Origin of the sequence: Cedecea neteri (assembly GCF_000757825.1) — a bacterium.
Taxonomy (GTDB): Bacteria; Pseudomonadota; Gammaproteobacteria; order Enterobacterales; family Enterobacteriaceae; genus Cedecea; species Cedecea selenatireducens.
This window is the reverse complement of record NZ_CP009451.1, coordinates 2939816-2954633: the sequence shown is the minus strand read 5'-3', so window position 1 is coordinate 2954633 and position 14818 is coordinate 2939816. Positions and strand designations below refer to the sequence as shown.

At 56.5% G+C, this 14818-nt stretch carries 9 protein-coding genes; 5 read left to right on the top strand and 4 right to left on the bottom strand.

Features of this window, described 5'->3' with window-relative positions:
- The first annotated feature begins 7 nt into the window (after positions 1-7).
- A complete protein-coding gene (gene nfuA / locus JT31_RS13565; protein ID WP_008457887.1) occupies positions 8-583 on the top strand; it encodes a Fe-S biogenesis protein NfuA in 576 nt (191 codons plus the stop codon).
- A 66-nt stretch (positions 584-649) separates the two neighbouring features.
- Here the strand turns inward: nfuA and malQ are convergent, their stop codons facing one another.
- Together malQ and malP are read right to left on the bottom strand one after the other, a co-directional pair.
- A complete protein-coding gene (gene malQ, locus JT31_RS13560; protein WP_038478013.1) occupies positions 650-2728 on the bottom strand; it encodes a 4-alpha-glucanotransferase in 2079 nt (692 codons plus the stop codon).
- A gap of 9 nt (positions 2729-2737) precedes the next feature.
- Positions 2738-5140 (bottom strand): maltodextrin phosphorylase, encoded by a 2403-nt coding sequence (gene malP, locus JT31_RS13555; protein WP_038478010.1) that lies wholly within the window; start codon positions 5138-5140, stop codon positions 2738-2740.
- Between the two features lie 421 nt (positions 5141-5561).
- Here malP and malT point away from each other — a divergent pair, with 421 nt between their 5' ends.
- Positions 5562-8267: an HTH-type transcriptional regulator MalT gene (malT, locus tag JT31_RS13550; RefSeq protein WP_038478006.1), complete on the top strand. Its 2706-nt coding sequence runs from the start codon at positions 5562-5564 to the stop codon at positions 8265-8267.
- Positions 8268-8376: 109 nt separating this feature from the next.
- On the opposite strand, the gene glpD is transcribed toward malT, so the two are convergent.
- Positions 8377-9885 (bottom strand): glycerol-3-phosphate dehydrogenase, encoded by a 1509-nt coding sequence (gene glpD / locus JT31_RS13545; RefSeq protein WP_038478004.1) that lies wholly within the window; start codon positions 9883-9885, stop codon positions 8377-8379.
- Between the two features lie 195 nt (positions 9886-10080).
- On the opposite strand from glpD, the gene glpE reads away from it, so the two are divergent.
- From glpE to JT31_RS13530, 3 genes are all read left to right on the top strand, one after another.
- The gene (gene glpE, locus JT31_RS13540) at positions 10081-10407 is read left to right on the top strand and encodes a thiosulfate sulfurtransferase GlpE (RefSeq protein ID WP_008457894.1); all 327 of its coding nucleotides are present in this window, start codon (positions 10081-10083) and stop codon (positions 10405-10407) included.
- A 202-nt stretch (positions 10408-10609) separates the two neighbouring features.
- Complete coding sequence (gene glpG / locus JT31_RS13535) at positions 10610-11431, top strand: rhomboid family intramembrane serine protease GlpG (RefSeq protein ID WP_038478000.1); 822 nt, start codon at positions 10610-10612, stop codon at positions 11429-11431.
- A 17-nt stretch (positions 11432-11448) separates the two neighbouring features.
- Positions 11449-12207 (top strand): DeoR/GlpR family transcriptional regulator, encoded by a 759-nt coding sequence (locus JT31_RS13530; protein ID WP_038477997.1) that lies wholly within the window; start codon positions 11449-11451, stop codon positions 12205-12207.
- Between the two features lie 146 nt (positions 12208-12353).
- Here the strand turns inward: JT31_RS13530 and glgP are convergent, their stop codons facing one another.
- Complete coding sequence (gene glgP, locus JT31_RS13525; protein ID WP_038477994.1) at positions 12354-14801, bottom strand: glycogen phosphorylase; 2448 nt, start codon at positions 14799-14801, stop codon at positions 12354-12356.
- Positions 14802-14818 lie beyond the last annotated feature (17 nt).

Genomic DNA, 14818 nt, shown 5'->3' with positions numbered 1-14818 from the left:
AATCGTTATGATCCGTATTTCCGATGCTGCACAATCCCACTTTGCCAAACTGCTGGCAAATCAGGAAGAAGGGACGCAAATCCGCGTATTCGTAATCAATCCTGGCACCCCGAATGCGGAGTGTGGTGTGTCTTATTGTCCGCCGGATGCGGTTGAAGCGACCGACACGGCGCTGCCGTTTGAGCAGTTAACCGCCTATGTCGATGAGCTGAGCGCCCCTTACCTCGAAGACGCCGAAATCGACTTCGTTACCGATCAGCTCGGTTCTCAGCTGACGCTGAAAGCGCCTAATGCGAAAATGCGTAAAGTGTCTGACGATGCACCGCTGATGGAGCGCGTTGAGTACATGCTGCAGGCCACCGTTAACCCACAGCTGGCTGGCCACGGCGGCCGCGTCACGCTGATGGAAATTACCGACGAAGGCTATGCCATCCTGCAGTTTGGCGGCGGCTGTAACGGCTGTTCTATGGTCGACGTTACGCTGAAAGAAGGGATCGAGAAACAGCTTCTGGCTGAGTTCCCTGAGCTGAAAGGCGTTCGTGATCTGACCGAACACCAGCGCGGTGAGCACTCTTACTATTAGTTTGACCCTCACCCTAACCCTCTCCCTGGAAGGGAGAGGGGATAGATCGCGAAAATTGAGAAGTACCTACGCTTTCTTACGCCGCTTATCCAAATCCTTCAGCAGCCTGTTCACTCGTTCATCGCCAAACATCGCCTCCAGCGAGCGGGTTAGCTTCCGACGCCAGTTTTTATACTGATCGCTGGTCCCTGGAATATTCACCGGCTCGGCCATATCAAGCCAGTCCTCCGGCTGCAGCCCCAGTAACGCGCTATGGCTGTCGGCAATGTAACGCTGCATGCCACGGTTCAGGGTGTCGGTCATCGTCATTAATGCTGCTTTATGCCCTGCCCGCTTCGGCAAGCAGCCGTACTTATGCAACCCCTCCAGCAAGCCCTGTTTAGCTCGCTCACGGTCTTCATACAGCCCCGCCAGCACCTCTTCATCCGGATAGAGACCCAGCGTTTTACCCAGCGTTAAATCTCCGCTGTTCCAGTAACCGCGAAGCGTTGGCAGGTCGTGCGTCGTGGCGACCGCCATCGACTGCCTCGGCCATGAAGCCGGCGCCTTAAACTGCTTCTCCCCGTCGTGCTCGAAGTACAGCACTTTGTAAGAGTAAACGCCGCTGTCGCGGAGCTTGCCGACGATTTCAACCGGCACCGTGCCAAGGTCTTCACCTATCACCATGCAGCGGTGACGCTGGCTCTCAAGCGCAAGGATAGACAGCAAATCGTCGACCGGATACTGGACGTAAGCGCCCTTATCCGCCGTTTCGCCGTAAGGGATCCACCACAGCCGCAGCATCGACATCACGTGGTCGATACGCAGCGCGCCGCAGTGGGTCATGTTGGCGCGCAGCAGCTCGATAAAAGGCTGATAGGCTCGAGCGACCATGACATGGGGGTCCATTGGCGGCAGGCCCCAGTTTTGCCCCAGCGGGCCAAGAATATCCGGCGGGGCACCGACAGAAGCCTTCAGGCAGTAAAGTTCACGGTCGCACCAGGTTTCAGATCCGCCTTCCGCCACGCCCACCGCGAGATCGCGATAGAGGCCAATCGGCATCTCGTCATGCTGGCTGGCATCCCAGCACGCCTTAAACTGACGCCAGGCGAGATACTGCAACCAAAGCCAGAAGTTAACCTCATCGCGATGCACCTCGCAGAACTTTTTGACCTCCGGGCTGTGGGCATCACGATAGCCCTCAGGCCACACCGGCCAGCCCCAGCGGCCAACATCTTCGCTAACCTGACTGGCATGTAGCGCATCATAGGCGGCCTGGTAGAAAAGTCCTTCACCGCCTTCAGCGATGAAGCGGTCAAACTCGATAACCTGCTCATCATTGCTTTTACGCAGCGAGAATTGCTGCCACGCCAGACGCAGTGCCGCAATTTTAAGGGCCGTGACGGCGGAGTAATCCACCCATTCGGCATCTCTCGCGGCTTTTAGCCGTTGCTGGACGGCGGATTTTTTCCACCACGCCTGCGCCGCTTTGCTGCTCTGAAAATCCTCTAACGCATTAACGTCGATGTAGATGATATTCAGCCAGCGGCGAGACGAGGGGCTGTACGGGCTGGCGCTTTCCGGGTTCGCAGGATAAAGCGAATGAATCGGGTTGAGGCCGATAAATGCCCCGCCACGCTTTGCCACATCCGCCAGCATCTGCTTCAAGTCACCAAAGTCGCCGATGCCCCAGTTCGCCTCAGAACGCAGCGTATACAGCTGCACGCACGCGCCCCACAGTTTTTTGCCCTGCAGCAAGGCAGCGGGCTCATAGCAGCGCGGCGGCGCGACGATAATGCGGCTAGCCCAGCTTTGCTTTTGCTGGGTCACCACCAGAGAGTGATATCCCTCCGGCAGCTTCGTCGGCAGCGATAATTTCTTACCGCCGGAGGCATGCCCGTGATGGACATATCCTTCTTCGGTAGTCAGCTGCCAGCTAAACTCCCCTTCGCCTTCCAGCGCCAGCTGCATCCGCTGTCCCGCGGTGAAAACCTGCACAACGGGCACCGGCGTGGGTACCTGCTTCGGCGCAACGGTGCGGTTCATGGCCTCGAGCAGACGCAGCTTTGTCTCGGCAGGAATATCCTGCGGTTTGCCGTGGGCGTTGATGTAGTTCGGGCTGATACCGGCCGCCAGCGCGGCGCTATCAAGACGTTTACGTTCCATGGCGCTCCCTTAGCGTTTTGCCTGCCAGATACGTTGCTGGTAATCGCGAATTGAACGGTCGGAGCTGAACATGCCGCAGCGGGCGCTGTTCAGAATGGCCGCGCGCGTCCACGCCTCCTGGTCGAGATAAAGCTTGTCGGCGAGCTTCTGCGCTTCGGCGTAGGCGGTAAAGTCCGCCATCACCAGATAAGGGTCGCCGCCCTCTTTGCCGATGCTGTGCAGCATCTGGTCAAAGGCGTGTTTATCGCCCTCGCTGTATTTCCCCTGCTCCAGCTCTTTAAGGATCGCATCCAGCACTTTATCTTTTTTGCGCCATTTCACCGGGTCATAGCCTTTGGCTTTCAGGGCTTTAACCTGCTCGACGGTGTGGCCAAAAATAAAGATATTCTCTTCACCCACTTTCTCGGCGATTTCAACGTTGGCGCCGTCAAGCGTGCCCACCGTCAGCGCACCGTTCAGCGCCAGCTTCATATTGCCCGTGCCGGAAGCTTCTTTGCCCGCGGTCGAAATCTGCTCGGAGATATCGGCCGCCGGGATCATGATTTCCGCCGCAGACACGCAGTAGTCCGGCAGGAAAACGACCTTCAGCTTGTCGCCCACCAGCGGATCGTTATTGATCGCCTCGGCCACCTTGTTGATCGCAAAGATAATATTTTTTGCCAGGTAATATCCCGGAGCTGCCTTCGCGCCAAACAGGTAAACGCGCGGCACGCGGTCTGCTTTCGGGTTTTCGCGGATCTCTTTGTACTGCGCCAGGATATGCAGCAGATTGAGATGCTGGCGCTTGTACTCATGCAAACGCTTGATTTGCACATCGAACAACGCATCCGGGCTAATCACAATCCCGGTACGAGCCTTCACAAAGGCCGCCAGCTTCACCTTGTTCTGGTATTTGATTTCGCGCCAGGTCTGGCGGAATTTGGCGTTATCGGCGTGCTTCTCCAACCCTTCCAGTACGTCGAGATTGTTCGCCCACTCTTTCTTCAGCGTCTTGTCGAACAGCCCGGCAAGCGCCGGGTTGCACTGCTTGATCCAGCGGCGTGGCGTAATGCCGTTCGTAACGTTGTGGAATTTGTTCGGCCACAGCTGGTGGTATTCCGGGAACAGATCTTTGACCACCAGCTCAGAGTGCAGTGCGGCAACGCCGTTAACCGCAAAGCCCCCCACCACGCACAGGTTTGCCATACGCACCTGTTTGTTATGCACCACGGCGAGCTTCGCCCAAACGGCTTCATCACCCGGCCACGTTTTGTCGACCAGCACCTTAAAGCGCTTGTTGATTTCATTGATGATTTGCATATGGCGCGGCAAGAGCGCCTTAACCAGCTTCTCGTCCCAGCACTCTAAGGCTTCCGGCATCAAGGTGTGGTTGGTGTAGGCGAAGGTGTGGCTGGTTATCGCCCAGGCGTCATCCCAGCTAAGCTGATGCTCGTCAATCAGCACGCGAAGCAGCTCCGGGATTGCGATAGTTGGGTGAGTATCGTTGAGCTGGATAACTTCGTAATCCGGCAGCTCGGCGAGCTTGCGGCCCGCCAGATGATGACGGCGCAGTATGTCCGCCACCGAGCAGGCACACTGGAAATATTGCTGCATCAGGCGCAGCTTTTTGCCGTTCAGATGGTTGTCGTTCGGGTAAAGCACCTTGGTCAGCTTCTCGGCGTCGATGCCCTGCTGTTCTGCCTTAAGGAATTCACCGTCGTTAAATTTCGTCAGATCGAACGGATGAGCATGTTTTGCCTGCCACAGGCGCAGCGGCTGCGCCACGCCGTTGCGGTAGCCCAGCACCGGTAAATCCCACGCTTCGCCCTGGAAAATAAAGGCCGGTTCCCAGCGCTGATTTTTCCCGCTTTTAACCACTTTACCGCCGACCCCAACCTGCACGTCCAGCGCGCCGTTGTGGCGGAACCAGGGGTAGCTGCCGCGCTGCCAGTCATCCGGGGCTTCCATCTGCTTGCCGTCCTTAAAGGACTGGCGGAACAGGCCGTACTGATAATTCAGGCCATAGCCAATAGCCGACTGCCCGACCGTAGCCATCGAGTCCAGGAAGCAGGCCGCCAGGCGCCCTAACCCGCCGTTTCCTAAGGCCGGATCCGTCTCTTCTTCCAGCAAATCCGTGAGGTTAATCTGGTAACCCTTCAGCACGTCGCTCACCTCGGAGAACCAGCCGAGGTTAAGCAGGTTATTCCCGGTCAGGCGGCCAATCAGAAACTCCATCGAGATGTAGTTAACATGGCGCTGTTTATTCTCAGGTTTTGCTACCGGCTGAGCCGCTAATAGCTCTGCCAGCGCGCCGCTAACCGCGTGCCACCACTGATGCTGGGTCATTTCACTGGCATCATTAAGGCCGTAACGCTGCCACTGGCGCGTCAGAGCGGACTGGAACTGTTCTTTACTGAAGATCGGCTGTGACATAGGAAATCGGTCCTGTAATGTTCGAAAATCATTACCCGTTAGTGTGCCGGGCAGCCTGGGTGACTTCCTCATCCCGGCGCGGATTAGGCGGGGAGGAGTAGCGAGGATGAGCGAAAAATGTGATCTCTGCCACTCTGTGCGGCGATGTAACAGGTTTCAGTCTTGCCGGCGCAAGGAGTGAGCAATCGTCTTCATGAAAAAAATGGAACTGTGACAGGGTGCAACTTACCGAGCACGGAAAGTTCAACAACCTTGCAATAAGCGACATTCTGGCCGACCTTATCCGTAAGCATTAATTACGAAGCGTAAAAAAAATCGCATCCTTGAACTTTTCCCTCCATGATTCCTTCTGCAACGCGGTAATTCCGCCCTGCGGCGCGGATGATGCCGGGGAAATTTATACACAGTGAAGTGATCAACTATGTTAATCCCATCCAAATTAAGTCGCCCTGTTCGGCTGGAAAACACTGTGGTTCGCGATCGCCTGTTGGTGAAGCTTTCGACCGCCGCCAACTACCGCTTAGCGCTGATCGCCAGCCCTGCCGGTTATGGTAAAACAACCCTGGTCTCACAGTGGGCGGCCGGGCGAAAAGAGCTGGGCTGGTACTCGCTCGACGAAGGCGATAACCAGCAGGAACGCTTTGCCAGCTACCTGATTGCCGCCGTGCAGCACGCTACCGGCGGGCACTGTATAAGTAGCGAAATCATGGCGCAAAAACGGCAATATGCCAGCCTGTCCTCGCTCTTTTCCCAACTTTTCATCGAGCTGGCGGGATGGGACAAACCGCTGTATCTGGTGATTGATGATTACCATCTGATTGCCAACCCGGTGATTCATGAAGCGATGCGCTTTTTCATTCGCCACCAGCCGGAAAACCTGACGCTGGTGATCCTGTCGCGCAACCTGCCGCAGCTTGGTATCGCCAACCTCCGCGTTCGCGACCAACTGCTGGAAATCGGCAGCCAGCAGCTCGCCTTCACGCACCAGGAAACCAAACAATTCTTTGATAACCGCCTGGCAACGCCTATCGAGCAAGCGGACAGCAGCCGCCTTTGTGATGACGTTGCCGGCTGGGTCACCGCCCTGCAGCTGATTGCCCTGTCCGCTCGCCAGAGCAATACGCCGGCCCAGCATTCCGCACGCCGGCTGTCGGGGATTAACGCCAGCCATCTTTCAGACTATCTGGTGGATGAGGTGCTGAATAACGTTGATGCCGACACCCGCAACTTCCTGTTAAAAAGCTCTATTCTGCGCTCGATGAATGACGCGCTGATAGTCCAGGTGACCGGCGAAGAAAATGGTCAGATGCGTCTCGAAGAGACCGAGCGCCAGGGCCTGTTCCTGCAGCGCATGGACGACTCCGGCGAATGGTTCTGCTTCCATCCTCTGTTTGGCAGCTTCCTGCGCCAGCGCTGCCAGTGGGAGCTGGCCGCAGAGTTGCCGGATATTCATCGCGCCGCGGCCAAAAGCTGGATGGAACAAGGCTTCCCCAGCGAGGCGATTCACCACGCGCTGGCGGCGGGCGATGCCAATATGCTGCGCGACATCCTTCTGGGCCACGCATGGGCGCTGTTTAACCATAGCGAACTGACGCTGCTGGAAGAGTCGCTCAAGGCGCTGCCGTGGGAAAGCCTGCTGGAAAACCCCAAACTTGTGCTGCTGCAGGCCTGGCTGATGCAAAGTCAGCACCGCTATAGCGAAGTAAACACCCTGCTGGCGAGAGCCGAGCAGGAAATGAATTTGGTTATCGACGACACGCTGCACGGCGAATTCAACGCCCTGCGGGCCCAGGTCGCCATCAACGCGGGTGACCCGGCAGAAGCCGAACGTCTGGCAATGGTGGCGCTGGAAATGCTGCCGCTGGCCAATTTTTACAGCCGCATCGTCGCCACCTCGGTTCACGGCGAGGTGCTGCACTGCAAGGGAGATCTCACTAAATCGCTCTCCGTTATGCAGCAAACAGAGCAGATGGCACGCCGCCACGATGTCTGGCATTACGCTTTATGGAGCCTGATTCAGCAAAGCGAGATTCTGCTGGCTCAGGGGTTCCTGCAGGCCGCCTGGGAAACGCAGGAAAAAGCTTTTGTGCTGATCCGCGAACAGCACCTCGAACAGCTGCCGCTGCATGAGTTCCTGCAGCGCATCCGCGCTCAACTGCTCTGGGCATGGGCACGGCTGGATGAAGCCGAAGCGGCAGCACGCAGCGGAATGGAGGTGCTTTCCAGCTTCCAGCCACAGCAACAGCTGCAGTGCCTGGCGCTGCTGGTGCAGTGTTCTCTGGCGCGTGGTGACCTGGATAATGCCCGGAATCACCTTAACCGCCTTGAAAATTTGCTTGGGAACGGTCCCTGGCACAGCGACTGGGTCTCTAACGCCGATAAGGTGCGGGTGATTTACTGGCAAATGACCGGGGATAAGAAGTCGGCGGCCAACTGGCTGCGCCTGACGCCAAAACCTGAATTTGCCAATAACCACTTCCTGCAAAGCCAGTGGCGTAACATCGCCCGTGTGCAAATCCTGCTGGGCGAGTACGAGCCGGCAGAAATGGTGCTGGAAGAGCTAAACGAAAATGCCCGCAGCCTGCGCCTGATGAGCGACCTCAACCGCAACCTGCTGCTGCTAAACCAGCTTTACTGGCAGGCAGGGCGTAAAAGTGACGCTCAGCGTGTGCTGCTGGAAGCGCTGTCGCTGGCAAACCGCACGGGGTTCATCAGCCACTTCGTGATTGAAGGGGAAGCCATGGCGCAGCAGCTGCGCCAGCTCATTCAGCTCAACACGCTGCCGGAGCTGGACCAGCATCGCGCTCAGCGCATCCTGCGCGAGATAAACCAGCATCATCGCCACAAGTTTGCTCACTTTGACGAAAGCTTTGTGAACCGCTTGCTTAACCACCCGGAAGTACCGGAGCTTATCCGCACCAGCCCGCTGACGCAGCGAGAGTGGCAGGTACTGGGGCTGATTTACTCAGGCTACAGCAACGAGCAGATCGCCGGGGAGCTGGACGTCGCGGCAACGACCATTAAAACGCATATCCGAAATCTGTATCAGAAGCTCGGCGTGGCGCATCGTCAGGACGCGGTACAGCATGCGCAGAAATTGCTGAAGATGATGGGGTATGGGGTTTAGCTGGAAAGATTCTGGAGACGGGTTCTAACCCTCACCCCGCCCTCTCACTTTTAGGGAGAGGATTCGGGTGAGGGAAAAGCCTAAAATAACGTTACCGGTTCAAAGCTATTTAAGACGCCAGCGACAATCCCGCTTTAGCCGCCTGCTTTACCAGCCACTGCGACACCCGAGTCTGCTGCTCTTCATTCAGCCACATACCCAGCTTGGTACGGCGCCAGAGCGCGTCTTCCGCACATTTTACCCACTCGTGCTCGACCAGGTAGCGCAGCTCGGCTTCGTAAAACTCATGGCCAAACTCTTCGCCCAAATCGCTCAGGCTTTTGGCATCGCCCAGCACCAGATCGCTGTTGCTGCCATAGGTACGCGCCAGGCGGCGGGCAAGGCTTTCGGTCAGGAAACCGTGACGGCGGCGCAGTTTTGCCGCGTAATCATCGCGATCGCCGCCGATATCACCGCCGGGCAGACGGCTCTCTTTAGTCCAGGCCGGGCCGATATTCGGGTAGTAACGCTCAAGCTTATCCAGCGCGTGCTCGGCCAGCTTACGGTAGGTGGTCAGCTTGCCGCCGAAGACCGACAGCAGCGGAGCCTGGCCGTTTTCGTCATGGATATCCAGGGTGTAATCGCGGGTTACGGCCTGCGGAGAATCCGACTCGTCGTCACACAGCGGGCGCACGCCAGAATAGGTCCAGACGATATCGTCTTTGGTTAGCGTCTTTTTGAAGTGAGCGTTGTAAACGTTCAGCAGATAGCTCACTTCTTTATCGTCAATTTGCACCGCTTTCGGATCGCCGTGGTACTCCACGTCCGTGGTGCCGATGATGGAGAACTCATCCATCCACGGGATTACAAACACGATTCGTTTGTCTTCGTTTTGCAGGATGTAGGCCTGCTTCTGGGTATGCACGCGTGGCACCACAATGTGGCTGCCTTTGATCAGGCGGATACCGTAAGGCGACGGCAACTGCAGGCCTTCGTCAAAGAAGGTTTTCACCCACGGACCGGTAGCGTTTACCAGACCTTTCGCACGCCAGGTGAAGGTTTCGCCGGTATCAATGTCCTGCGCTTCAACCACCCACATGCCGTTTTCACGGGTCGCTTTAATAGCGCGGGTACGGGTTTTCACCTCACCGCCTTTGCGAGTCACCATCTGGGCATTGGCCAGTACCAGGCGAGCGTCATCCACCCAGCAGTCGGAATATTCGAAACCGCGCACGATTTCAGGCTTCAGCACGGAGTCTGCGCCAAAACGCAGGCTGGCAGAAGCCGGGAGGCTAGTGCGTTTGCCCAGATGGTCGTACATAAACAGTCCGGTACGGATCATCCACGCCGGGCGAAGATGCGGGCGGTGCGGCAAACGAAAGCGCATCGGGAAGGCAATATGCGGTGCCATTTTCAGCAGCACTTCACGCTCGGCCAGGGCTTCACTGACCAGTCGAAACTCGTAATGTTCCAGATAGCGCAGGCCGCCGTGAATCAGCTTGGAGCTGGCGGAGGAAGTGGCACAGGCCAGATCCTGTCCCTCCAGCATTAACACGGATAACCCGCGGCCAGCGGCATCCGCCGCAATACCGGCGCCGTTGATTCCACCGCCAATAACAATCAGATCTTTGGTTTCCATGTTGCCCTCACGCACTTTCGTTAAAGCTCAAAAATGTTCGATATCGATCATAATAGCAAGTGTTCGTCCGCTTTGGTAACGAAATAAAAACATTTCTACGTGATATGGATAACATATTGGCGTTAATATCAGCGCCAGCGGGGCGCTATGCCTTAACATGCCCCTTGTTTCCTTTCTTTCTCGACGAGTAAAACCATGGATCAATTTGAATGTATTGGTGTGGAAGAAGCACACCAGAAACTCCAGCAGCAGCAGGCGGTATTAGTGGACATCCGCGATCCGCAGAGCTTTGCCATGGGACACACGCCGGGGGCTTACCACCTCACCAACGACACGCTGGTGAATTTTATGCAGCAAACCGACTTCGACACGCCGGTGATGGTGATGTGCTACCACGGCAACAGCAGCAAAGGCGCCGCTCAATATCTGCTGCAGCAGGGCTATGACCAGGTCTATAGCATCGACGGTGGCTTTGACGCCTGGCACCGTCACTTCCCGGCCGAAGTCGCTCACGGCGCGTAAAGTTCAGCCGTTTTCGCTCCCTGCGGGTATACTGCTTGCCCTAATAAAAGCTTTACCCTGGATAATTTGAGTCGTAGGAAGGCGGCAAGTGAGCTCACGCTCAGGAGCTTACATAAAGTAAGTGACTGAGGTGGGGAAGTGAAGACGGTGCCCCTACGGCTCGAAGTATGACGGGTAAATAGACGAAGTTGGTTAAACTTTCATGATCATGATTACCTCTTTCGCCAACCCGCGCGTTGCGCAGGCTTTTGTCGATTACATGGCAACTCAGGGCGTTATTCTTACTATTCAGCAGCATACTCAAAGCGATGTCTGGCTGGCGGATGAAAGCCAGGTGCAGACTGTGCGCGCAGAGCTGGAAAGGTTTGTCGCAAATCCTGGCGACCCGCGCTATCAGGCCGCCAGCTGGAGCACCGGCCACAGCGGCGTAAGCTTCAGCTATAAACGCTATCCGTTCTTCGCCACCATCAAAGAGCGTGCCGGGCCGCTAACCCTCCTCGTTATCGGCCTGTGTATCGCGCTTTTTGTGCTGCTGAATATCGTAGGCTTCGGGCCGGTGATTTCCGTACTTGGCTGGCCGCTCGTGCCCGAGCAGCGCTTTGAGTTCTGGCGCTATTTCACGCATGGACTACTGCATTTCTCCTTGATGCATATCCTCTTTAACCTACTATGGTGGTGGTATTTAGGCGGTGCGCTGGAAAAACGCCTCGGCACCGGCAAGCTGCTGACGCTGACGCTTATCTCCACCCTGCTGAGCGGCTTTATGCAGGCGAAATTTACCGGCCCGCTTTTTGGCGGCCTGTCGGGAACGGTGTTTGCGCTGATGGGCTATGTCTGGCTGCGCGGAGAGCGGGATCCCGACAGCGGGCTACAGATGCAGCGTGGCCTGCTGGCCTTTGCTGTCATCTGGCTGGTTATTGAGGTCTTTACTCAGTCAGCCGTTATTCCAGCCCACCTGACCGGCATGCTGGTCGGGCTGGCGATGGCGCTGGTAGATACCCTGAATGCGCGAAAACGAACATAAAAATGCTGGAGTAGCTAGTGAAGCAGACACAACGTCATGACGCGATTATTGAGCTGGTTAAGCAGCAGGGATACGTCAGTACCGAAGAGTTGGTGGAACAGTTTGCCGTCAGCCCGCAAACCATTCGCCGTGATTTAAACGACCTGGCCGACCAGAATATGATTCTGCGTCATCACGGTGGCGCCGCTCTGCCGTCCAGCTCGGTCAACACTCCGTGGCACGACCGAAAGGCAACACAGACCGCCGAGAAAGAGCGCATTGCGCAGAAGGTGGCCAGCCAGATCCCGAACGGCGCCACGCTGTTTATCGACATCGGTACCACGCCAGAAGCGGTGGCACATGCGCTGCTTAACCACAGCAATCTGCGCATCGTGACCAACAACCTCAACGTGGCTAACACGCTGATGGTGAAAGAAGACTTCCGTATTATTCTGGCCGGGGGCGAACTGCGCAGCCGCGATGGCGGTATCATCGGCGAGGCCACGCTGGACTTTATTTCCCAGTTCCGCCTCGACTTCGGCATTCTCGGCATCAGCGGCATCGACAGCGACGGCTCACTGCTGGAGTTTGACTACCACGAGGTTCGCACCAAGCGCGCGATTATCGAAAACTCCCGCAGCGTGCTGTTAGTCGTAGATCACTCGAAGTTTGGCCGTAATGCGATGGTGAATTTGGGCAGTATTAGCCTGGTGGATACCGTATATACGGACGTGATGCCTCCTGCGGGGGTGATGCAGGTGATTAAAGAGAATAACGTGCAGCTGGAGCTGTGCTGAGGTTTGTACGCTCAGTGAGGAAGCTTTACGTTCAAATCTTCCCCTCACCCCGGCCCTCTCCCCAAAGGGGCGAGGGAGAAAAAAGCTATGGGAAACATTTTTATCCCCTCTCCCACGCGGGGAGAGGGTTAGGGTGAGGGGGAAACCTACAATCTCACCGGCTTAATATGCCAAATCTCATCGGCGTACTCCTGAATCGTCCTGTCAGACGAGAAATACCCCATATTGGCAATATTGTGCATGGCGTGAATCGTCCACTCCTCCGGCTGCTGATAAAGCTCATCAACCCGATCCTGGCAATCCACATAGCTACGGTAGTCCGCCAGCACCTGATAGTGATCACCAAAGTTAATCAGCGAATCCACTAAATCCCGATAACGCCCCGGCTCTCCGGCACTGAACGCGCCGGTTGCGATTTGGGTCAGCACCTGACGCAGCTCTTCATCCTTCTCGTAATACTCTCGAGGGTTATAGCCCTTGCGGCGCAGCTCCTCGACCTCTTCCGCCGTATTACCGAAGATGAAGATATTGTCCTTACCGACATGATCGAGCATTTCAACGTTCGCACCGTCCAGCGTGCCGATAGTCAGCGCCCCGTTCAGAGCAAACTTCATGTTGCTGGTGCCGGAGGCCTCGGTACCCGCCAGCGAGATTTGCTCAGAGAGATCCGCCGCCGGAATAATCAGCTGGGCAAGGCTGACGCTGTAGTTGGGGATAAACACCACTTTCAGCTTATCTTTCACCTGCGGATCGTTGTTAATGACCTCCGCGACGTCGTTGATAAGATGAATGATGTGCTTCGCCATGTAGTAGGCAGACGCCGCTTTGCCCGCAAAAATGTTCACGCGCGGCACCCATTCAGCCTCCGGATTGGCCTTGATGCGGTTATAGCGGGTTATTACGTGCAGCACGTTCATTAGCTGGCGCTTGTACTCGTGAATACGTTTGATCTGCACGTCGAACAGCGCATCCGGGCTAACCACCACGTTGAGCTGCTGCCCGATATACGTCGCCAGCCGTTTTTTGTTGCTGAGCTTGGCCTTGCGCACCGCCTGATGCACCGTCGGGTAATCAATATGCTGCTTCAGGTCGTTCAGCTGGCTCAGGTCCGTACGCCACGTCTGGCCGATGTTCTCGTCCAGCACTTCGGACAGCGCAGGGTTGGCGAGCGCCAGCCAGCGGCGAGGCGTCACGCCGTTCGTTTTGTTGCTAAAGCGCATCGGGAAGATGCTGGCGAAGTCGGCAAACAGCGACTGCACCATCAGATTGGAGTGCAGCTCGGAAACGCCGTTCACCTTATGGCTGACCACCACCGCAAGCCAGGCCATGCGCACGCGCCTGCCGTTGGACTCATCGATGATAGACGCTCTGCCCAGCAGCCCGGTGTCGTTCGGGTACTGCTCCTGCAGCGTCTTCATGAAGTAGTCGTTAATCTCAAAGATTATCTGCAAATGGCGCGGCAGGATCTTGCCGAGCATATCTACCGGCCAGGTTTCCAGCGCCTCGCTCATCAGCGTGTGGTTGGTGTATGAGAACACCTGGCAGGTGACCTCAAACGCCTCTTCCCACTCAAACTTATGCTCGTCAATCAGCAGCCGCATCAGCTCCGGAATCGACAGCACCGGGTGCGTGTCGTTCAGGTGAATCGCCGTTTTCTCTGCCAGATTGGCGTAGGTTTTATGCAGCTGATAGTGGCGGCTAAGGATGTCCTGCATGGTTGATGAAACCAGGAAGTATTCCTGACGCAGACGCAGCTCGCGCCCCGAATAGGTTGAGTCATCTGGATAAAGCACGCGGGACACGTTCTCGGAATGGTTTTTGTCCTCCACCGCCGCGAAGTAGTCGCCCTGATTAAACTTACCGAGATTGATCTCGCTACTCGCCTGGGCGTTCCACAGCCTTAGTGTGTTAGTCGCGTCGGTGTCATAGCCCGGGATAATCTGGTCATAGGCCACCGCAAGAATCTCTTCGGTCTCGACCCAGCGGGCTTTTTTCCCCTCCTGCTGAATTCGTCCGCCAAAACGCACCTTATAGCGCGTGTTATGGCGCTTAAACTCCCATGGGTTACCGTATTCGAGCCAGTAGTCCGGCGACTCTTTCTGACGGCCATCAACAATGTTCTGCTTAAACATGCCGTAATCGTAGCGAATGCCGTAGCCGCGCCCCGGCAGCCCCAGGGTCGCCAGCGAATCGAGGAAACAGGCGGCGAGACGGCCAAGACCGCCGTTGCCAAGGCCGGGGTCGTTCTCCTCGTCAATCAACTCTTCCAGATCGAGTCCCATCTCTTCGAGGGCGTTTTTCACATCTTCATAAATACCGAGAGAAAGCAGCGCGTTCGACAGCGTACGCCCGATAAGAAACTCCATCGACAGATAGTAAACCTGGCGAACTTCCTGCGAGAGCTGGGCACGGTTGGAACGCAGCCAGCGTTCAACCAGCCTGTCTCGCACGGCAAATAGCGTGGCGTTAAGCCATTCGTGTTTATTGGCGATGGCAGGGTCTTTCCCCACCGTAAACATCAGCTTATAGGCAATCGAGTGTTTCAGCGCCTCGACGCTTAGCGTGGGTGATGCATAGGAAAAGGGTGCATTCATATCAGTGATTCCTGGTG